Origin of the sequence: Agrobacterium sp. ST15.13.013 (assembly GCF_027956525.1) — a bacterium.
Lineage (GTDB): Bacteria > Pseudomonadota > Alphaproteobacteria > Rhizobiales > Rhizobiaceae > Agrobacterium > Agrobacterium salinitolerans.
Genome location: NZ_JAQKGP010000008.1, coordinates 108,807 through 127,487 on the forward strand (window position 1 = coordinate 108,807; position 18,681 = coordinate 127,487).

The following is an 18,681-nucleotide window of genomic DNA, read 5'->3' on the forward strand; positions in this document are numbered from 1 at the left end:
TTATAAAAAGCTGTATGTAGCTCAAATGAGCATCAAATTCAACGAGTGTATTGCTGCCCCTTCGTATTCTCCTTTGCCGCGCGGGCGACGACAACAAGCCCGGCCGCACTCACGATTGTGTGTTCGACAAAAAGTTTCCGCTTCCCTTGACCTTCCCATCATGGGAATCTCTACATAGGGTCTCGAAAGGGGATTTCCCATGAACGAGACAGTCAAACACGCCCATCGACATGAACCGGTTTCCATTCCCGTGGAGGGCATGACCTGCGCTTCCTGCGTGCGTCGGGTGGAAACGGCCGCGGCCAAGGTGCCGGGTGTCATGTCGAGTTCCGTGAACTTCGCCACGAAGAAGCTCACCGTCGAGCCGGCCGAAGGTTTTTCGGCCAGAACGCTTGATGCCGCCATCAAGAAGATCGGTTACGACATCGCGCCGGAGCGTCACGAATTCGCGGTGGAAGGCTTGCGGGGCGAGGCTGAGGCCGGGCGGCTGAAGGCCGTTCTGGAAGCGGTCGCCACCACAATCGTCGTCAAGGTCGATGCGGCCTCCGGCAAGGCCTCCGTGGAAACGATTGGCGGCCGACGTGAACGGGATACGCTGGTGGAAACGGCAAAGCTCGCCGGTTTTGCGCTGAAGACGCCGGGACCGCGCGACAATTCCGCCCATCAAGGTCACGGCCAGCACCACGGACATCATCAGGGCCACGGTCAGATGGCGGCGGGCGAGACTGGCGGCCACGACCATATGCAGCATGCGGGCGAAGAGGGCGCGCTGAAACGCGACCTGACGATTGCCGCGATCCTGACCGCGCCGCTTTTCGTGCTGGAAATGGGCGGCCATCTCTATGAGCCGCTGCATCACTGGCTGATGGGCATCATCGAGACGCAGAACCTCTATTACATCTATTTCGTGTTGGCGACGGCGGTGATCTTCGGGCCGGGCCTGCGCTTTCTCAAGACCGGTTTTCCGGCCCTGCTGCGCGGTGCGCCGGAAATGAATTCGCTTGTGGCGCTGGGCGTCACGGCGGCTTACGCCTATTCCGTCGTGGCGACTTTCGCGCCCGATCTGCTGCCGGCGGAGGCGCAGTTCGTCTATTATGAAGCGGCAACCGTCATCGTGACGCTGATCCTGACCGGACGGCTTCTCGAAGCCCGCGCCAGCGGCCGCACGGGAGACGCCATCCGCAAGCTGATGAGCCTGCAGGCGAAGACTGCCCGCGTAGAGCGCGACGGCGCCACCATCGATATTTCCCCTGACGATCTGGTGATGGGCGATATCGTCGTCATCCGTCCCGGCGAGAGGCTGGCGGTGGATGGCGAAGTCGTCGAAGGCTCGTCCTATGTCGATGAGTCCATGATATCGGGCGAACCCGTGCCGGTGGAAAAGAAGATCGGTGCAACGGTTGTCGGAGGCACTATAAACAAAACAGGTGCTTTCAAGTTCAAGGCGACCAAGGTGGGCGCGGATACCATGCTGTCGCAGATCATCCGCATGGTGGAGGAGGCGCAAGGATCCAAGCTGCCGATCCAGCTGTTGGTGGACCGCGTCACCGCGCTTTTCGTGCCCGTTGTCATAGCAATCGCTGTTCTGACCTTCATCGTCTGGGCGATCTTCGGCCCCGAACCCGCCTATACATTCGCGCTGGTCAATGCGGTCGCGGTGCTCATCATCGCCTGCCCCTGCGCCATGGGTCTCGCCACGCCGACATCCATCATGGTCGGCACCGGACGGGCGGCGGAGCTGGGCGTGCTGTTCCGCAAGGGGCAGGCGTTGCAGGAGCTACGTTCGGCTGAAATCGTCGTGGTCGACAAGACCGGCACTGTCACCAAGGGCCGCCCGGAACTGACCGATCTTGTGGTTGCCGAAGGATTTGCCGACAACGAGGTGCTGAGGCTGGTCGCCGCCGTCGAGGACCGCTCGGAACATCCGATTGCCGAAGCCATCGTCCGGGCTGCGGAAGAAAAGAATGTGACGACCCCGGCAGGACTCGAACCCACAACCGTCGAAAACTTCGAGAGTGTGACGGGCTACGGCATCGCCGCCACCGTCAATGGCCGTAGGCTGGAAGTCGGTGCGGATCGTTACATGGCCAAACTCGGCCATTCCGTCGATATTTTCGCTGAGGTCGCCGCAAGGCTGGGAGATGAAGGCAAGACGCCGCTTTATGCCGCCATTGACAACAGGCTGGCGGCTGCGATTGCCGTCGCCGATCCGCTGAAACCCTCGAGTATCGCTGCGATCAAAGCATTGCAGGCGATGGGCATAGAAGTGGCGATGGTGACGGGCGATAATGAACGCACGGCAAACGCCATAGCCCGGCAGGTCGGCATTTCCCGCGTGGTGGCGGAAGTACTGCCCGAGGGCAAGGTGAAGGCGATCCATGAGATGCGGGCAGGCGGCAAGGTGCTGGCCTTCGTGGGGGACGGCATTAACGATGCGCCGGCGCTCGCCGAAGCCGATATCGGCATTGCCGTCGGCACGGGCACGGATGTCGCCATCGAAAGCGCCGATGTGGTGCTGGTTGGCGGCGATCTTCTGGGCGCAGTCAACGCCATCGAGATGAGCCGGGCGACCATGCGCAACATCGAGGAAAACCTGTTCTGGGCCTTCGGTTATAACGTGGCGCTGATACCGGTTGCGGCGGGCGTGCTCTATCCGGCCTTCGGCATCACCCTGTCGCCGATGATCGGCGCGGGTGCGATGGCGCTCTCCAGCGTCTTCGTTCTCGCCAATGCGCTGAGATTGAAACGGGCGAAGGTGGTCCATCGGGAGGTGACGTCATGAATATCGGGCAGGCATCGGAAGCATCGGGCGTTTCCGCCAAGATGATCCGTTATTACGAGCAGATCGGCCTCATCACGCCGGCCGCCCGCACCGGCAATAATTACCGGGTCTATGGCGAGCAGGACGTGCACAATCTGCGCTTCATCAAGCGGGCGCGCACGCTCGGTTTCTCGCTGGAAGAAACCGAGACGCTGCTGAAACTCTGGCAGGACAAAAGTCGTGAGAGTTCGGCGGTGAAGGAGATTGCGCTCGTCCACATCGCCGATCTCGAGCAGAAGATCGCCGAGATGAAGAGCATGGTGAAGACGCTCTCTCATCTCGCCCATTGCTGCGGCGGCGACCACCGGCCCGATTGCCCCATCCTCGATGATCTCGCGGGTGCCGACAAGACAGACGGCAAGCCAGCCAGAACTCACTGAACTTTAATGACAACCGGCGCGACAATATCGCTACCGGCCAGAAGGAGAAAACCATGAGTGCAACCACCTTCCTCATTCCGGACATGACCTGCGGCCATTGCGAAAAGACGCTGCGCGGCGCTCTGACGGAGGCTCTTCCCGGCGCATCCGTCAGCATCGACCTCGATGCCCACAAGCTGACCGTGGCGGGCGACGGCGCAACCGCGGAAGCGGCGATCCGCGAAGCCGGTTATTCGCCGGAACGGGCGGGTTGAGGCACGACCTCCGTTTGCGCAGGCTTGAAAATGTGCTACATATATTGCACAAAATGGAGCGCAGACTGATGACCGTAACGACGAGAATAAGACGTCAGGGCGGTGCGGCGGTGATGACCATCCCGCCCGCTCTTTTGAAAATGCTGGGACTGGAAATCGGTGAGCAATTGACGCTGGAGGTCGATAACGGCGCGCTGGTCGCAAGCCCTGTTCGGCAGGAAAAGAAACGCTTCACGCTTGCCGAATTGCTGGAGGGGGCGGATGAAGTCGCCGCTCTCAATGCCGGCGCGCGGGAATGGGACGAAGCGCCGCCAGTCGGCAAAGAAGCTCTTTGATGGTCCGCAGTCAGGTTCCAAAACGTGGCGACGTTTATCTGGTCGACCTCAATCCTGTGATCGGCAGCGAAATCAGGGACGAACATCGTTGTATCGTCATCACGCCCAGAGAAATCAACGCGGTTGGACTGTGCCTTGTCGTTCCCGTGACCACGGGCGGGCTATTCACGCGCAGGGCGGGGCTTGCCGTGAACATATCGGGCCATAAGACAACCGGTGTCGCCCTATGCAACCAGGTGAGAAGCATGGACATTGTTGCCCGTGCCGCCCAGAAGAAAGCGAAATATATCGAAACCCTTGACGATGCGACGATCGACGAAATCGCCGGTCGTGTCATCAGCATGATCGATCCCGCCTGAGAACACCCATTGGAACAATGGGCGAAATATGCTACTGAGTAGTAGCTCTTTTGAACCGGGAGTGCCACAGTGTCCGTCAAGGCGTCAGTTTCCATCTCCGATCAACAGGATAGCTTCGCCCGCAGGCTGGTGGAGGAAGGGCGTTATGCCAGCCTCAGTGCCGTCGTGCAGCGTGGGCTGGAACTGCTTCGGCAGGAAACGGAGCTGCGGGACGCCGAACTTGCCGCGCTTCGTGATTTGCTGGTTGAGCGAGGGCAGGGTGACTTCGTCTCCGTGGAAGACGGCAAGCAAAGAACGGCAGCGATGATAGCAGCCCGGAAGGCCAGCCATGGCCTTTAAGGTCCTGCGTTCGACGCAGACGGATCAGGACCTCGACCTCATTCTCGATCATCTTATCCAGTCCTATCTCGACCTCGGCGATGCCTTGCCAGCGGCTTTCACGCGCGCCGCGCGACGCGTGGGGTCGATTGAAGCGGACATGGAAGCGCTTCACAAAGCGCCTTTTCAGGGGACATTGTTGCCCGAAATATTACCCGGCCTTCGCCGGGTAACGAAAAATCAGGCTGTCTTTTATTTCGATGTCGATGAGGGCGAAAAGATCGTGCGTATTCTTGCAGTCTTTTTCGGCGGTCAGGATCATCTACACCATATGCTCACGCGCCTTTCGTCCCGTCGCGCCCTGAATCTTCCCTAAACCTCGTCGAAAGCTCCGCCTTCCCGCGAAGGGTTGCGGTTGATCACCCGTTCCTCGGCATCGTCGGGCAGGGCCTCGTCGCTTTCCTGATAGGGGTCGTCCTCGGTCTCCGCCTCTTCTTCCTCGATTTCCTGTTCGATGGATTGCGGAATCTCTCCCTTGGCGGGCAGGGAGTCGATGTCGAGATCGAGCAAATCCTCGTCCATGGCGTCTTCGTTAAGGGGCAGGATTTTCTTGCGGTCCATGACGGTGTCCTTTCTGTCGGTCCTTCGGCAAACGAGCGGGCGCGCGGAGGGTTCCTGCCGTGCGGGATACCTTCAAAACAAATGACGTGAAAAAGTCGTCTTGACCTCAATGGTGCTTGAGGTTCTAGTTTGCCCGCCGTGCCCGAAAAAATGGAAAGGATACGGCTTTGTCGAGTATGGAAATGGTGGAGAAAAATGGCTGGGGCGAATTGCTGAGCGGGGCTAACCTCTCGCTTCTGACCGTCATCTCCTCAGGTATCGGCCTGCACGCTTTCAACCAGTTCGCGGTGGTGACGGCCTTGCCCGTGGCCGTCAACGAAATCGGCGGCGCTGCTTTCTATAGCTGGGCCTATAGTCTTTATTTCGTCGGTTCCGTCGCAGGCGGTGTCACCGCCGTGCTGTTCCGCGAACGTTTCGGCGCGCGCGCCGTCCTGCTTCTCTGCTGCCTGATATTTTCCTTCGGTTCGGTCCTTTCGGCAATCGCCGGCGACTTTTTGTGGGTCGTTATTGGCAGAGCCTTGCAGGGACTGGCCGACGGGCTGATCGTGGCCGTGTGTTACAGCCTCATTCCCGCCGGTTTCCGCTCCGGACTGTTGCCGAAGGTCTTCGCGATCGAAGCGGCGATCTGGGCGGTCGCCTCCTTCATCGGTCCGCTGACCGGCGGTTTCGCCACCGAGCATATTTCCTGGCGCGCCACCTTCCTGCTGTCGGCGCCGCTGATCCTGCTGCTTCTGGCCTATACCGCGATTGCCGTTTCCGCTGAGCGGCCGGTGGCGGCGACGCGCAGACCGCTTGTGCCGCTGGTTCTCTGCCTCGTCGGCGCATTGGCCTTTTCCGCCCCTTCCGCCTTCGAGGATGCGAGCCTGCGGGCGCTCTCCCTGCTGGCGGGGGCAGCGCTGCTGTGGGCCTCTCTGCGGGCGGGCATCCGGCCCTCGATCGGGCTTTTCCCGAAGAATTCGTTCCGGCTGAAGACGGTGCTCGGCAGCGGTTTCTGGGTGCTGTTCCTGATGTCCTATGCCCATGCGCTGGGCAGCGTCTATCTCGCTTATGTCGCCATCAATCTCTGGCGGCATGAGCCGACCTTTGCCGGTTTCATCGTGGTGACGATGCCGCTTGCCTGGAGCTTTGTGGCAATGCTGATCGGCAGCCTGCGTTCTGCCCGTCTGCGGGAGATTTGCCTGCATTACGGTCCCTACCAGATGGTGCCGGGCTGTGCGCTGCTGGGGCTCGGGCTGGCGACCGGCAACTGGGGAGAAATGCTCGTCGGGCAAATCCTGATAGGATCGGCTTTCGGCATGTCCTGGGCCGGCATCAGTCAGGCCGCCATGGAGGCAGCTCCTGAGGAGGAGCGCAAGATGACGGGTGCGCTCTTGCCAACTGTCGCGACGCTGGGCGCCGCCGCCGGTGCGGGCGCCAGCGGCACCGTCGCCGCCGCCACCGATCTGGTGGGGCAGATCGAGCGGGCGGATGTGACGATGCCGATGGTTTATCTCTATGGGCTGGGTGTTATCGTATCGGTGCTGGCGATCATGACCGCCAGCGGATTGCGGGGCGAAAGGCGCTGAAGCACTTTCAGAAAAAGTGGGATCCGGTTTTCCGTCCGAAATGCGGCAAAGCGAAAGGCGGCTCTTCCGCCGCCGTCAGGACTGGGTGGCGGCGATGGTGATCGCCGCCAGGTAAACGACGAAGGCCATGATCGCGATTGCGCCGATGATGACCACGATGCCCTTGCCGGCGCGTTTTTTCTCGGCCTTGTTTTCATTGGCTTCTGTCGGAAACAGGATCGGATCGCTGGTGTCGCGGATTTTGGTCATGCCGTTTCTCCTTATCCGTGGAATGGGCGCTGTCGGTCTATCAACCGCCCAATCCGCCAAAAGGTTCCTCAGGGTTTCAGCGCCCAGCTGGTGGCATGCACCACTGCGCCGGGGGCGGCCTTCAATAGCGCCGAACGCACCGGTTCGAACCCTTCGATGCGTTTGGTGCCCACATATCGGCCGCGATTGGCGAAGACTTCGATGGAGCCGTAATCGAGGAAGATGCGGATGCGGGATGCCTTGGCTCCCTTGGCGATATAATGTGGTGAGGCACCGTCACGGCCGTCCTCATGGCGGATCCACAGCCCTGTTTCATCCGACACGACGCCCAGAGTGACCGTCGGATGATCGAGCATCAGTTCGAAGGGCGCGCCGGGCGAGGCAAGCTCGAACAATATTTCCACCGCCCCGTTGATAAAGGTGACGCGTTCGCCCGCGGCAAGCCGCGTGCGGTCAAGGATATGGCTGCGCAGGCTTTCCGCCGCACCGATGGGCGGGGTCAGAAGCTCGCCGTTCACATAATGAATCCGACGCGGCAGGGTCATGGAGGTGGGGAAGTCGATTTCCGGATTGGCATCCGCCCAGTTGGCCAGCCAGCCGATGCCGATGATGCTGTCGCCATCCAGAAAGGCCTGGAAGGCGTAATTGTCGGTGCCGAAATCCAGCTCCTGCCCGGTTTCCTTTGTGAAGACCTTGCCGTCGAACCAGCCGACATCGGCCATGGTGAGGTTCTTGCGGCCGGTCTCCGGGTCCTCCGAATGCATCAGCCCATAGACCAGCACCCAGCGGGTGGAGCGGGCATTGGCGGGTCCATCGAGCGGCAGCAGGCAGGGGCATTCGATGGCCGTGGTTTTATATCGCGTTTCCACCCACAGCTTGCCCACATAGGTCCAGCCCGATGCAGCGGTGGGGTCCTGCGTCTCGTAAAGCAGAATGACGCCGCCGCCATCGCTCTGGCTGCCGAGCACCATTTTCCATAAGCCATCGGGACCGCGGAAAACATAGGGGTCACGGAAATCCGGCGTCAGCCCCTGTCCGTCCGGGCGGTGGCCCAGAATGACCTCGGCCTGCCCGGCCATGATGAGATCGGAGGAGGTGGCGGTGAGCTGAATCTGCTGTTCGGGAATGCGGTCCTGCACCTGCTCGGTGAAGAAGACGCGGATGCCCGTTCCTTCAACCAGCGGAATGGTGGAGCCGGAATAGGCGCCGCCCCGCTTGTCAGGTCTTGTCGTCAGATCTTCCGAAGGGAAAAGGAAAATAGGCAGGTGCCGCCAGCGCAGATAATCCGACGAGACGGCGTGGCCCCAATGCATGGTGTTCCAGCGCAGCCCATGCGAATAATGCTGATAGAAGAGATGCGGCCGCCCCTCGAAACGACCGAAACCGTTCGGGTCGTTCATCCATCCGAAGGGTGGGCGGAAATGATAGCTGCCGGGAAGTTCGGGTGCGGCATTGTCCGGCTTGGTATGGACGACCGTGATTCCGGTTTCGAGCACATCTGACGCGGTGAACCAGTAGATGACGGAAACGGCGGTCGTCACCGTATCGTAACTGATCTCCACATGGCCGCCGCCGAAAACCTGATAGATTCGAAAGCCGAACTCTTCCGTGTTGACGCTTGAAACCTCAGCGAATTTTCCATTCTGATTGGAAAAGGAGACGGCACCCGGCTCGGCGTCTTTTTTCGCTTTTAACCAGACATGGAAGGTGGCGTTGACGGGCAAGTCGGTATGAATGGTGCGGATGGCGCTTTCCGGTTCGGCTGCGGCTTCAACGACGGTCATTGCTTTTCCTTTCCTTCGGCATTCTGCGGATCAAGCATAGGAACGATGATGGCGCAGTAAAGTTCATTGCGCAAAATTGAATGAAGCAATCCGGAAGCTGTCGCATTTATCGCTCGCATCCGCCGTCTTCCGGCCCCATATAGGGGCAAAGCAGGGAGTTTACCCGTGATGAAATTCGACAATTCCTATGCCCGCCTGCCGGAGCGCTTCAGCGCCGCCGTGTTGCCGACGCCGGTGAAGGCGCCGCGTCTCATCGCCTTCAATCGCGAGCTGGCCGATGAACTCCTTCTCGATGTGGCCGGCCTTGACGATGAAAGGCTGGCGGCGATCTTTTCCGGCAATGTCGTGCCGGAGGGGGCCGAGCCGCTGGCCATGGCCTATGCCGGCCACCAGTTCGGCGGTTTCGTGCCGCAGCTGGGCGATGGCCGCGCCATTCTGCTGGGTGAAGTGATCGACAGGAACGGAAAACGCCGCGATATCCAGCTGAAAGGCTCCGGCCCGACGCCGTTTTCGCGCCGGGGCGACGGTCGCGCGGCGCTCGGCCCCGTCCTGCGGGAATATATCGTGTCGGAGGCGATGTTTGCGCTCGGCATTCCCGCCACGCGGGCGCTGGCGGCTGTCCTTTCCGGCGAGAGGGTGCAGCGTGAGGTCGGCCTGCCGGGCGGCGTCTTCACCCGCGTTGCGGCAAGCCATATCCGCGTTGGTACCTTCCAGTTCTTCGCCGCGCGCGAGGACAACGAAGCGGTCAGAAACCTCGCGGATTACGTCATCGATCGGCATTATCCCGAGGCGAAACAGGCGGATAATCCCTATCTCGCCTTGCTGCAGGGCATTGCGCAACGGCAATGCGACCTCATCGCCCGCTGGATGATGGTGGGCTTTATCCATGGCGTCATGAACACCGACAATATGGCGCTTTCCGGCGAAACCATCGATTTCGGCCCCTGCGCTTTCCTCGATGAATATCACCCCAACAAGGTCTTTTCCTCCATCGATGCGCAGGGCCGTTATGCCTTCAACAATCAGCCCGGCATCGCCCAATGGAACATTGCCAGGCTGGCGGAATGCCTGTTGCCGCTGCTCGATCCGCAGGTGGAAAAAGCCGCCGAACGTGCCAATGCCGTTCTCGCCGATTTCGCCGCGGCCTTTCCCCAACGCTGGCTTGCCGGCATGCGCGGAAAGCTTGGCCTGACGGTGGAGGAAGAGGGCGACATGGATCTGGTGCAGGCGCTGCTGGCGCTGATGCAGGCATCGGAAGCGGATTATACGCTGACCTTCCGGCGTCTTTCCCATGCGGCCAATGGTGACGCCGAGCCGTTTCGCGGCATGTTCGTCGATATTGCGGGGGCGGACGAATTTCTGGAGCGCTGGCGGGAAAGAGCCGGTCGCGAGGGGATTTCCGATTCCGAAAGGTCAGCGGCGATGCTGGCCGCCAATCCGGCCGTCATCCCGCGCAACCATCGGATCGAGGAACTGATCGAGGCGGCGGTGGAAGAGGATGATTTCGAGCCCTTCCACGCCATGCTGAGAGCGATCGCCACGCCTTTCGAGGAGCGGCCGGATAACTTCGTCTATATGCAGCCGCCGATGAGCCATGAACGGGTGTTCAGGACTTTTTGCGGGACGTAAGCGTAGCGCTGATCCGCAACGCCGGCGCGAGCGAGTGCCTGTTTCGCCTTCTCCCCGAGGGGGAAGAAGGTCGCGGCAGCGGGATGAGGGGGCAAGGGTGCGATCCATCGCTGGCGTCGCCCCCTCATCCGACCCTTCGGGCCACCTTCTCCCCGGCGGGGAGAAGAAACCGGCGGCAATGCTGTGCCCTCAAGTCACCCAACCCGCGCCAGTGGCTCATGCGCGCCGTAATAGTGGCCGAACCGGTTTTCGAGGAATTTCGGCAGGGCCACTTCCTCCTGTCGCACGAAGCCCTTCTGCGGCAGCGCGCCTTCGGCGAGCAGATCGAGAACCGTGCAGATACCGGCGGCTGTGGTGATCTGGATGGCGCTCATCATCCGGCCGGAAACCGGGCCGGCATAGACCTTGTTGGCATAGGTTTCCTGCAGGAAGCGGCCGTTGCGGGTGCCGCAGACGGTGACGAAGACGATGACCACATCCTGCATGGTGCCGGGCAGGGCGTTTTCGAACAGGTCCTTCAGCACATCACGGCGATTGCGCAGGTTGAGGTCGTTCAGAAGCGCCTTCATGATCGCCACATGGCCGGGATAACGGATGGTGCGGTAATTCATCGTCCGCACCTTGCCTTCCAGTGTGGCGCAGAGCGTGCCAAGCCCACCCGAGGTGTTGAAGGCCTCGTAGGTAACGCCGTCCAGCGAAAATTCCTCACGTTCTTCCAGCGCAGGCACGGCGGTGAGGCGGCCTTCGACGATCGCTTCGCAGGGCTCGATATATTCGTTGATCAGCCCGTCCGTGCTCCAGGTGAGATTGTAATTGAGCGCATTGGACGGATATTGCGGCAGAGCGCCGACGCGCATGCGCACGCTGTCCAGCTTGTCGAACTTGGCGGCGAGATCGGCAGCGACGATGGAGATGAAGCCGGGGGCGAGTCCGCATTGCGGAATGAGCGCCGTTTCGGCGGTTTCCGCCAGCGCCTTGACCCTGCGGGTGGATTCCACGTCTTCGGTAAGATCGAGATAATGCGTGCCGACGGCAACGGCCGCTTCGGCAATACCCGCCGTCAAGTGGAAGGGGGCGGCGGAAAGCACGGCGAATTTGCCTTTCAGCAGTGCTTCCAGAGCGGGACGGTCGGTGATGTCGACGATCTCGGTGTCGACCCGTTCATGCGCCGGCACATTGGCCAGCTGATCGGCTGAACGATCGGCGACGGTGATGCGATAATCGCCTGATGCGGCCAGCATCCAGGCGATTGCCGAACCGATATTGCCCGCGCCGATGACGACAATGTTTTTCATGTTTTTGTTCCCCGCAGTGAATGCAAATGTGTCAGCGCAGATACGCTTCGAAGACAGAATGCCAGTTTTTATTGACGATTCGCAGCTTCACTATGTGCGGATAGCAGGTTAATGTTAGACAATAAGACGACAGGATTGGTCATTATGACAATTACCGACAAGGATCGGGCGCTGCTCGCCCTGCTTTCCGAAAATGCCCGCATGCCGGTGGCGGAGCTGGCGCGCAGACTCGGCCTTTCGCGCACCACGGTACAGGCCCGTATCGAGCGACTGGAAGCGGACGGGGTGATTGCGGGTTATGGCCTCAGGCTTTCGGAAAGCTATCTTTCCGGGCTGGTGCGCGCCCATGTGCTGATCACCATCGCCCCCAAGGCCTTGCCCGGCGTCACGGCGGCCCTTGCCGCCATCAAGGAGGTGACGACGCTGCATTCGGTGAGCGGCACTTTTGACATCATCGCCATTCTGGCCGCTCCTTCGATCCTCGATCTAGACCAATTGATCGACCGCATCGGCGCGCTTGACGGCGTGGAGCGCACGCTGTCGTCGATCATTCTGTCGACGCGGATTTCGCGGTAGGGATTTTGGGAGTGCGGTGGGTGCAGCGCTGACTGTTATTGCGGACGCTCTCTTCCTCCTCATCCCAGTGCTTGTCACAGGGATGAGGGGCGCATGGGTATGTCGCGCCTCGATTTAAACCACCGCCCGTTCATCGTATGCCCTCTGCGCCGCCATCACAGCGTCGATATTCCCCTCCGCCCAGTGGGCAAGCGCCGCCACCGTGTCGGTCAGCGTCCGCCCCAGCGGCGTCAGCGAATATTCGACCGTCACCGGCACGGTCGGAAACACCTGCCTCGAAATCAGCCCGTCGCGCTCGAGCTTCTTGAGCGTCTGCGACAGGACCTTTTGCGAAATGCCCTTGATCTCCCGCCGCAGCAGGTTGAAGCGCACCGCTTCCACCCGCAGCCGGTGAAGGATCAGCAGCGCCCATTTGTCGGCAATCCTGTCCAGCACCATGCGGGTGGGGCAGCGGTCTTCATAGACGTCATAGATACGTTCCATGGGTTTATTCCATCGTTTCAGGGCCATTCCGGTTTCCGCGAGGATACCAGATAACCAAAAAGTGCTCTCTTTTCATGATTTCGCAAACGCAGTACCTGTGTTTTCGAAACATGGTTTCCATTAGATACTACGGAGATTTGAGATGACAGGCAAGATACTCGTAATCGGTTCCACCGGCACCATCGGCACGCCGCTGGTGAAAGCGCTGCTTTCCAGGGGCGAAAGCGTGAAGGCCGCCTCGCGCAGCGGCAAGGCGGCGGACGGCGCGGAAGGGGTGCGCTTCGATTATACCGAGGCCTCGACTTATGCGGATGCCTTCGAAGGCGTTGACAGACTGTTCCTGCTTCTTTCCGGTGGGCGTCTGGACGCTATCGACGCGCTGACGCCCGTGGTCGAGGAGGCGGCGCGCCGCAAGGTGAAGATCGTGTTTCTGAGCGTCCTCGGCGTCGATGCCGACGATTCCATTCCCTATCGCCAGATCGAGTTGAAGATCGTCGCTTCGGGCACGCCTTACGTCATCCTGCGCCCCAACTGGTTTGCCGATAATTTCCACAGCTACTGGAAAGCCGGCATCGACCACGGCCAGATCGCCGTGCCGGCCGGTGAGGGCAAGTCGAGCTTTATCGACGTGCGCGATATCGCCGACAGCGCTGCCGCCGCCCTGACTTCTGACGCCGTTAACGGCAAGGCTTTCAACCTGACGGGTCCGAAAGCCCTGGGTTACGGCGAAGCGGCCGCGCTGATATCGCAGGCGATCGGCAAGCCGGTGTCCTACGCGGCCGTTTCGGATGAGGTTTTCATCGGCATTCTCACCGGTGCGGGCGTGCCGCAGGACTACGCCTCGTTCCTCGCTTCGATCTTTTATCCCGTGCGCGAAGGCTGGACAGCACTGGTGACCGGCGATGTCGAAACGCTGACAGGCCATGCGCCGCGTTCACTCGAGACCTATATCGCCGACAATCTGGACCGGCTGAAGGGTTGAGGCTCCAGGCAAGCCCGCCGCGCTCACGCCGGATCGGTGGAGCCGCGGCGGGCCTTGAAGAACATCTTCAGCCGCTGGATATCGTCCGCATTCCATCCCTGCGGCTGGCTCACTTCCATCCACGCGTCGATATAATGTTCCGGCGCATAGACATGGCCATAACCCATCGGCGCCGTGGTCGCGGCGGCAACATCGAGACCGAGCTGCAGCAGGGTGACGACCGGGAACCAGCGGAAGGATGTGGAAACGTCAGGCCCGTGATGCGCCATCCATTGCGGCCGCCGGTAAAGCGAGGCGGCCTCGAAAAAGGTAATCGGGTCGCTGGCATATTGCAGATAGACGATCCGCATCGGCCCCCATTTCGCGTCGGGCATATGGGCTGTCGTATATTGGTTGGCGAAGCGGATGACCGAGGAATCGCGGAAGCGCGGCAGCCATTCCGGCGTGCCTTTCACCCGGCCATTGGTCGCCATGCGCCAGGTGGGGCTGGAAAAGGGCGGGCCACTCCACAATGCGCCCTGGAAGGGATCGGAGAGCACATCGTAGAGATCGGAGGATTTCTGTGAATTGAGAGAACCGAGGCTCAGGCCATGCAGGTAAAGCTTCGGTCGCGTTTCCTTCGGCAACGTCGTCCAGTAACCGTAGACGGCCTCGAACAAAGCGCGCGCCGTCTCGACACCGTAATCCGGCTCCGTCAGCAGCGCGATCCAGCTCGAGAGATAGGAATATTGCACGGCGACGCTGGCGATATCGCCATCATGCAGATATTCGACTGTATCGAGCGCTTCCGGGTCGATCCAGCCGGTGCCGGTGGGAATGACCACCAGAAGCACCTTGCGCTCGAAACCGCCGACCCGTTTCAGCTCCTCCAGCGCCAAGGCTGCTCTTTCTTCCGGCGTCGACGCCGAGTTGAGGCCCGCATAGACCCGGAGCGGCTCTTTTGCCGGACGATGGGTGAAGGCGGATATCTCGGCGGCCGCCGGGCCTTCGGCGACGAATTCACGCCCGCGACGGCCAAGCGATTCCCATGTCATCAGCGAGGCGCTGCTGCCTGTCTTGAGCGCGTCTGACGGGCGCGGCACATCCGGTTCGATCAGCGCATCCACCTGCTTCAGCGAGGAATCGGCAAATCTGAGGCCGATATCGAAGATCAGCCCATTGAGCAGCATCCATGAGAGGATGATCGCCGCTGCGATGCCGAGAACATTGGCAAGGCGGCGCGGCAGGAAATGGCGGCTGCGCGCCGCAAAGAACCGGCGGATAAGCTGGAACAGCCGACCGGCGCCGATGAGAATGGCGGCGACCAGCACCGCAAGGCCGCCCGTCTTCGTCGGGTGGGCGCTCGGCAGCGGATCGAGCTCCATCAAAACGCGGATGGAATTCTGCCAGTCCTTCGCCTGCCATAAAAACGTGATGGCCGTGATGGCGGCGGCAAGCGCGATGAGAAAACGAATGCCGCGCGCATTGTGGCGGGAGGGTTCGGGCAGTTCCAGATATGTCCAGACGGCATGCAGGGCGACACCGATCAGATAACCGATGGCAAAGGAGAAACCGCACAGCACGCCCTGCATCAGCCAGGTGCGCGGCAGGAGCGAGGGAGTAAGCGAAGCGCAGAACAGAATAGTGCCAAAGACGATGCCGGTTGCCGAAAGACCTGCGAACAACCGCTCAACCCATTGTTTTACCAACTTCTCTCGCCCCTTGTACTCACCGCGTGGTGCTGAGTGTAATATGTGACGGACGACGGTGCAAATCCTGCGGGAAGGATAAAAATCACAAGAATAGGAAAATAATCCTTTACAGCGTGACGGTGATTTGGTAGTGTTTGGCTACAGTCGGAGATTTGCGGCTGGGTCGCGGTTGGTTCAGAAATATCAGAGCGCTGGATTTTCGAGTACAAGGCTCTGCTCTCTTCCCTCAGTCCTGTGCTTGTCACAGAAATGAGGGCTGTGCGGAGGCACCACTCGCAAATGAACCGCTTCGCCGCCCATGTTCATCTCCATTTCCCTCTCAGGCCAATCCGATGACAAACGCTCATAATTGCGACCCCGCGCTCTACGGAGCCTGGCCGGACAGACCTGCTTATGCGGATGAGGCTGCGCCTGAGACCAAATCGCGGGCGGACAGGCTGGTCGCCGAAGATGCGGCGCGCAACGGCAGTCTGCGGCAGTTGCTGAACGAGCTGACGGAGGAGATGCGGGATCAGGTCTGCCTGTATCGCAATCTTCGGCAATCGGGCGAGGCGGGCCTTTTGCCTGACGCCGACGACACGGAGGGAAAGCAGGCCCGAGCCGATGTGAAAGTTGCAACGGATCAGCTGTCGCTCATCGTCCGCACACTGGAGCGGATCGACGCTCTGCAACGGGTGCTGGCGGAAGAACGGCAGGCGCTTATGGGCGAGGATGAAAACGATACGCAGGATTATGAGGCGGCGGTAGCGCATTTCCTCAACCGCATCGACGAACTGGCTGAACAGAAATGCCGCGCGAAGATGGAAGCAGATCTCGCCCGCAGCCCCTCCGCTGAAGCTGACAGATGATGGATATGTCGACCGGAACCCATCTGCCAGCGCAGGTCTTCAACCTTCTGCGCGACTGGCGTTTCATCGGCAACCTACCACAGCAGCCGCCTGAAGGCGACTGGCGAACATGGCTGCTGATCGGCGGGCGCGGTTCCGGCAAGACGCGGGCCGGGGCGGAATGGGTGCATCGTGTCGCCTCTGCCGGCAAGCAGTCGGATTTGCGCATCGCGCTTGTTGCCGAGACGCTGGGCGACGCCCGCGAGGTGATGATCGACGGCATTTCCGGCATCTGCCGCATTGCCCGCCGCCATCGCCCCGCCTTCGAGGTATCGCGCCGGCGGCTGCTGTGGCCGAATGGCGCGATGGCGCAGGTGTTTTCCTCGGAAGACCCGGAAAGCTTGCGTGGTCCGCAATTCCACATGGCCTGGGCGGATGAGTTGGGCAAATGGAAATATCCGCAGGAAACCTGGGACATGCTGCAATTCGGCCTGCGTCTGGGTGAGGCCCCCCGGCAACTGGTGACCACCACGCCCCGGCCCATTCCGCTGCTGAAAGCTTTGCTTTCCGATCCGACAAGCCGGGTGGCGCGGATGCCGACGGCCATGAATGCGCAAAACCTGTCGCCCGGCTTCCTGAAGGCCATGCAGGAGCGTTACGGCGGCACGCGGCTCGGCCGCCAGGAAATCGGCGGCGAGTTGATCGACGAGCGCGAGGGCGCGCTGTGGAAACGCGCCGATCTGGAAGCGATAATCGAAGCGGCGCATGAGCCGCTCACGCGCATCGTCGTGGCGGTAGACCCGCCCGCCGGCGTCGGTGAACATTCCTGCTGCGGCATCGTCGTGGCGGGGCTTGGCATGTCCGGGCGTCTTAACGTGCTTGCGGATTGTTCGGTGGAAGGTGAAACGCCGGCAGGCTGGGCGCGCGCGGTGGTTGCCGCTTTTCGTCGCCACGAGGCGGACCGGGTGGTGGCGGAGGTCAATCAGGGCGGCGAGATGGTGCGGGCGATGCTGCAGAGCATCGATGCCAACCTGCCGCTGACGCTGGTACGGGCAAGTCGCGGCAAATTCACCCGCGCCGAGCCGGTTGCGGCGCTTTACGAGCAGGGCAGGGTGAGCCACGCCGCACGGTTCGAAAAGCTGGAAGACCAGATGACGGATTTCGGGCCGGATGGTCTGTCGTCAGGGCGCTCGCCGGACAGGCTGGATGCGCTCGTCTGGGCGATCACGGCGCTGACGACGATGGTGGTGAGTGAACCGAAGGTGCGGGGGATGTGAGTTGGCTGATTATTGGCTCCCGCGAAGGAGAGCCAATTACCGGTCGAGCGGATGCCCCGGTTTCTTCTTCCCGCCGGGGAGAAGGTGGCGCGCAGCGCCGGATGAGGGGGCCACGGTCAATATATGCGGAGACAGTAGAGAAATCTGGAGATGTTGCCCCCTCATCTGACCCTTCGGGCCATCTTCTCCCCGCCGGGGAGAAGAAAATTGAGGCACCGTCAACGCCCGAAATCGGGCGTCTGGGGGGGCTTATTTCTTCGGAGATTGCGCCGGTTTCGGCTGGGAGCCGGTTTCGCGCATCTGGCGCCACTCGTTTTCGAGGCGGTCATAAACGGTCTGGGGGATTGTCGCTGTCATGGTGGCATTCCTCCTTGAATGGTTAACGCAGCTGAACTGCGCGGTGAATGGAGTAAGCCCGCTAAGGTTCCGAAATTCAAGGAATTTTTTACCTCAATCCCCCAGCCTTCGGATTAAAATCGATTAAGGTTTTTTCAAATCGATTTAGTTCTGACGGCCGTCATGTGGGAAAAAACCGGGCGTCATGTCGCCTGTCATTTTCAGGAGCCTTCCATGGCCTATGATGAGGCGCGATTCTTCGCGTCGGCGCGGATTTCGATTTTCGACGGTCGCCTGCGCACCGCCCAGCTCGCCGGCACCAAGACGGTGCTTTCCGGATTCGAAAAGGCGCTGCCGGGCGGCGATCCGCGCTGGCTCGCCTATATGCTGGCGACGGCCTTTCACGAGACGGCGGCGACCATGCAGCCGGTGCGCGAAACATTGGCGGCAAGCGACGCCGAAGCAATCGTCAGGCTCGACCGCGCCTTTGCGGCGGGCAGGTTGCCCATGGTGCGCAAGCCCTATTGGCGGCCGGACGAGGAGGGTAAAAGCTGGCTGGGGCGCGGCTTCGTGCAGCTGACGCATCGGCGCAATTACAAGGCCATGTCGGTGCTGACCGGCGTCGATCTCCTGGAGCGGCCGGAACGGGCCATGGAGGCGGAGGTGGCCACCGCGATCCTGATCCACGGCATGGCGGGCGGCGGTTTTACCGGCCGCAGGCTTTCCGATTTCTTCGGCGACAGGCGCGAGGATTGGGACGGCGCCCGCGCCATCATCAATGGCAGCGACAGGGCGCGGCTGGTGGGCGGTTACGGGCGCGCATTTCATCACGCGCTTGTCGCGGCGCGGATTGAACCCGGGCGGGCCAGATGATAACCCGTTACCCGGCGCCGAAAAAG

Annotated in this window: 20 protein-coding genes; 14 read left to right on the forward strand and 6 right to left on the reverse strand. The window is 61.1% G+C overall.

Annotated elements, in window-relative coordinates; genetic code table 11:
- Window positions 1-199 precede the first annotated feature (199 nt).
- The 7 genes from PL597_RS10640 to PL597_RS10670 all read left to right on the forward strand — a co-directional run bounded on the left by PL597_RS10640 (window position 200) and on the right by PL597_RS10670 (window position 4,843).
- Entirely contained in the window at window positions 200-2,782 is a 2,583-nt protein-coding gene (locus tag PL597_RS10640; protein ID WP_271365122.1) for a heavy metal translocating P-type ATPase, read from the forward strand.
- Window positions 2,779-3,201 (forward strand): Cu(I)-responsive transcriptional regulator, encoded by a 423-nt coding sequence (gene cueR / locus PL597_RS10645; RefSeq protein WP_006311241.1) that lies wholly within the window; start codon window positions 2,779-2,781, stop codon window positions 3,199-3,201. The genes PL597_RS10640 and cueR overlap by 4 nt, the downstream gene beginning before the upstream one ends.
- Before the next feature lie 53 nt (window positions 3,202-3,254).
- Entirely contained in the window at window positions 3,255-3,455 is a 201-nt protein-coding gene (locus tag PL597_RS10650) for a heavy-metal-associated domain-containing protein (RefSeq protein WP_271365123.1), read from the forward strand.
- Between the two features lie 68 nt (window positions 3,456-3,523).
- Window positions 3,524-3,790 (forward strand): AbrB/MazE/SpoVT family DNA-binding domain-containing protein, encoded by a 267-nt coding sequence (locus PL597_RS10655; protein ID WP_127758200.1) that lies wholly within the window; start codon window positions 3,524-3,526, stop codon window positions 3,788-3,790.
- Window positions 3,790-4,149: a type II toxin-antitoxin system PemK/MazF family toxin gene (locus PL597_RS10660; RefSeq protein ID WP_142912434.1), complete on the forward strand. Its 360-nt coding sequence runs from the start codon at window positions 3,790-3,792 to the stop codon at window positions 4,147-4,149. The genes PL597_RS10655 and PL597_RS10660 overlap by 1 nt, the downstream gene beginning before the upstream one ends.
- Window positions 4,150-4,218: 69 nt before the next feature.
- The gene (locus tag PL597_RS10665; RefSeq protein ID WP_077982680.1) at window positions 4,219-4,488 is read left to right on the forward strand and encodes a ribbon-helix-helix domain-containing protein; all 270 of its coding nucleotides are present in this window, start codon (window positions 4,219-4,221) and stop codon (window positions 4,486-4,488) included.
- Entirely contained in the window at window positions 4,478-4,843 is a 366-nt protein-coding gene (locus PL597_RS10670; RefSeq protein ID WP_271365124.1) for a type II toxin-antitoxin system RelE/ParE family toxin, read from the forward strand. The genes PL597_RS10665 and PL597_RS10670 overlap by 11 nt, the downstream gene beginning before the upstream one ends.
- On the opposite strand, the gene PL597_RS10675 is transcribed toward PL597_RS10670, so the two are convergent.
- On the reverse strand, window positions 4,840-5,088 hold the full coding sequence (locus PL597_RS10675) for a hypothetical protein (protein ID WP_077982678.1): 249 nt from the start codon (window positions 5,086-5,088) through the stop codon (window positions 4,840-4,842). The two genes, PL597_RS10670 and PL597_RS10675, sit on opposite strands and share 4 nt — an antisense overlap.
- 176 nt (window positions 5,089-5,264) lie before the next feature.
- Here PL597_RS10675 and PL597_RS10680 point away from each other — a divergent pair, with 176 nt between their 5' ends.
- A complete protein-coding gene (locus PL597_RS10680) occupies window positions 5,265-6,653 on the forward strand; it encodes an MFS transporter (protein ID WP_173989587.1) in 1,389 nt (462 codons plus the stop codon).
- Window positions 6,654-6,728: 75 nt separating this feature from the next.
- Here the strand turns inward: PL597_RS10680 and PL597_RS10685 are convergent, their stop codons facing one another.
- Together PL597_RS10685 and PL597_RS10690 are read right to left on the reverse strand one after the other, a co-directional pair.
- Entirely contained in the window at window positions 6,729-6,902 is a 174-nt protein-coding gene (locus tag PL597_RS10685) for a hypothetical protein (protein ID WP_077982677.1), read from the reverse strand.
- 68 nt (window positions 6,903-6,970) lie between these two features.
- On the reverse strand, window positions 6,971-8,686 hold the full coding sequence (locus PL597_RS10690; protein WP_089153233.1) for a glycoside hydrolase family 32 protein: 1,716 nt from the start codon (window positions 8,684-8,686) through the stop codon (window positions 6,971-6,973).
- Window positions 8,687-8,854: 168 nt separating this feature from the next.
- Here PL597_RS10690 and PL597_RS10695 point away from each other — a divergent pair, with 168 nt between their 5' ends.
- A complete protein-coding gene (locus tag PL597_RS10695; RefSeq protein ID WP_271365177.1) occupies window positions 8,855-10,315 on the forward strand; it encodes a protein adenylyltransferase SelO in 1,461 nt (486 codons plus the stop codon).
- Window positions 10,316-10,509: 194 nt separating this feature from the next.
- Here the strand turns inward: PL597_RS10695 and PL597_RS10700 are convergent, their stop codons facing one another.
- Window positions 10,510-11,610, reverse strand: coding sequence for a saccharopine dehydrogenase family protein (locus PL597_RS10700; RefSeq protein WP_173988442.1), 1,101 nt, complete (start codon window positions 11,608-11,610; stop codon window positions 10,510-10,512).
- Between the two features lie 144 nt (window positions 11,611-11,754).
- Between PL597_RS10700 and PL597_RS10705 the strand changes: the two genes are divergently transcribed.
- Window positions 11,755-12,186 carry an Lrp/AsnC family transcriptional regulator gene (locus PL597_RS10705; protein WP_271365125.1) on the forward strand — a complete coding sequence of 144 codons (432 nt, stop codon included), beginning with the start codon at window positions 11,755-11,757 and terminating at the stop codon, window positions 12,184-12,186.
- Between the two features lie 114 nt (window positions 12,187-12,300).
- On the opposite strand, the gene PL597_RS10710 is transcribed toward PL597_RS10705, so the two are convergent.
- Window positions 12,301-12,669, reverse strand: a complete 369-nt coding sequence (locus PL597_RS10710) for a winged helix-turn-helix transcriptional regulator (RefSeq protein WP_271365126.1) — start codon at window positions 12,667-12,669, stop codon at window positions 12,301-12,303.
- Between the two features lie 142 nt (window positions 12,670-12,811).
- On the opposite strand from PL597_RS10710, the gene PL597_RS10715 reads away from it, so the two are divergent.
- Window positions 12,812-13,651 (forward strand): SDR family oxidoreductase, encoded by an 840-nt coding sequence (locus PL597_RS10715; RefSeq protein WP_271365127.1) that lies wholly within the window; start codon window positions 12,812-12,814, stop codon window positions 13,649-13,651.
- A 23-nt stretch (window positions 13,652-13,674) separates the two neighbouring features.
- Here PL597_RS10715 and PL597_RS10720 read toward each other — a convergent pair whose 3' ends face one another.
- Entirely contained in the window at window positions 13,675-15,315 is a 1,641-nt protein-coding gene (locus PL597_RS10720; protein ID WP_271365178.1) for an alpha/beta hydrolase, read from the reverse strand.
- 359 nt (window positions 15,316-15,674) lie between these two features.
- Here PL597_RS10720 and PL597_RS10725 point away from each other — a divergent pair, with 359 nt between their 5' ends.
- The 3 genes from PL597_RS10725 to PL597_RS10735 all read left to right on the forward strand — a co-directional run bounded on the left by PL597_RS10725 (window position 15,675) and on the right by PL597_RS10735 (window position 18,655).
- Window positions 15,675-16,190 (forward strand): hypothetical protein, encoded by a 516-nt coding sequence (locus PL597_RS10725; protein WP_271365128.1) that lies wholly within the window; start codon window positions 15,675-15,677, stop codon window positions 16,188-16,190.
- Window positions 16,187-17,446 (forward strand): DNA-packaging protein, encoded by a 1,260-nt coding sequence (locus PL597_RS10730; protein ID WP_271365129.1) that lies wholly within the window; start codon window positions 16,187-16,189, stop codon window positions 17,444-17,446. Before PL597_RS10725 ends, PL597_RS10730 begins: the two co-directional genes overlap by 4 nt.
- A gap of 570 nt (window positions 17,447-18,016) precedes the next feature.
- Complete coding sequence (locus tag PL597_RS10735) at window positions 18,017-18,655, forward strand: hypothetical protein (RefSeq protein ID WP_271365131.1); 639 nt, start codon at window positions 18,017-18,019, stop codon at window positions 18,653-18,655.
- The last annotated feature ends 26 nt before the right edge of the window (window positions 18,656-18,681 follow it).

Excerpts from the sequence above, each read along its gene's own strand:
- PL597_RS10710 (WP_271365126.1), bottom strand. The coding sequence starts at position 12,669 with ATGGAACGTATCTATGACGTCTATGAAGACCGCTGCCCCACCCGCATG.
- PL597_RS10655 (WP_127758200.1), top strand. The coding sequence starts at position 3,524 with ATGACCGTAACGACGAGAATAAGACGTCAGGGCGGTGCGGCGGTGATG.
- PL597_RS10730 (WP_271365129.1), top strand. The coding sequence starts at position 16,187 with ATGATGGATATGTCGACCGGAACCCATCTGCCAGCGCAGGTCTTCAAC.
- PL597_RS10640 (WP_271365122.1), top strand. The coding sequence starts at position 200 with ATGAACGAGACAGTCAAACACGCCCATCGACATGAACCGGTTTCCATT.
- PL597_RS10685 (WP_077982677.1), bottom strand. The coding sequence starts at position 6,902 with ATGACCAAAATCCGCGACACCAGCGATCCGATCCTGTTTCCGACAGAA.
- cueR (WP_006311241.1), top strand. The coding sequence starts at position 2,779 with ATGAATATCGGGCAGGCATCGGAAGCATCGGGCGTTTCCGCCAAGATG.
- PL597_RS10695 (WP_271365177.1), top strand. The coding sequence starts at position 8,855 with ATGAAATTCGACAATTCCTATGCCCGCCTGCCGGAGCGCTTCAGCGCC.
- PL597_RS10690 (WP_089153233.1), bottom strand. The coding sequence starts at position 8,686 with ATGACCGTCGTTGAAGCCGCAGCCGAACCGGAAAGCGCCATCCGCACC.
- PL597_RS10675 (WP_077982678.1), bottom strand. The coding sequence starts at position 5,088 with ATGGACCGCAAGAAAATCCTGCCCCTTAACGAAGACGCCATGGACGAG.
- PL597_RS10680 (WP_173989587.1), top strand. The coding sequence starts at position 5,265 with ATGGAAATGGTGGAGAAAAATGGCTGGGGCGAATTGCTGAGCGGGGCT.
- PL597_RS10660 (WP_142912434.1), top strand. The coding sequence starts at position 3,790 with ATGGTCCGCAGTCAGGTTCCAAAACGTGGCGACGTTTATCTGGTCGAC.
- PL597_RS10735 (WP_271365131.1), top strand. The coding sequence starts at position 18,017 with ATGGCCTATGATGAGGCGCGATTCTTCGCGTCGGCGCGGATTTCGATT.
- PL597_RS10725 (WP_271365128.1), top strand. The coding sequence starts at position 15,675 with ATGACAAACGCTCATAATTGCGACCCCGCGCTCTACGGAGCCTGGCCG.
- PL597_RS10700 (WP_173988442.1), bottom strand. The coding sequence starts at position 11,610 with ATGAAAAACATTGTCGTCATCGGCGCGGGCAATATCGGTTCGGCAATC.
- PL597_RS10715 (WP_271365127.1), top strand. The coding sequence starts at position 12,812 with ATGACAGGCAAGATACTCGTAATCGGTTCCACCGGCACCATCGGCACG.
- PL597_RS10650 (WP_271365123.1), top strand. The coding sequence starts at position 3,255 with ATGAGTGCAACCACCTTCCTCATTCCGGACATGACCTGCGGCCATTGC.
- PL597_RS10705 (WP_271365125.1), top strand. The coding sequence starts at position 11,755 with ATGACAATTACCGACAAGGATCGGGCGCTGCTCGCCCTGCTTTCCGAA.
- PL597_RS10670 (WP_271365124.1), top strand. The coding sequence starts at position 4,478 with ATGGCCTTTAAGGTCCTGCGTTCGACGCAGACGGATCAGGACCTCGAC.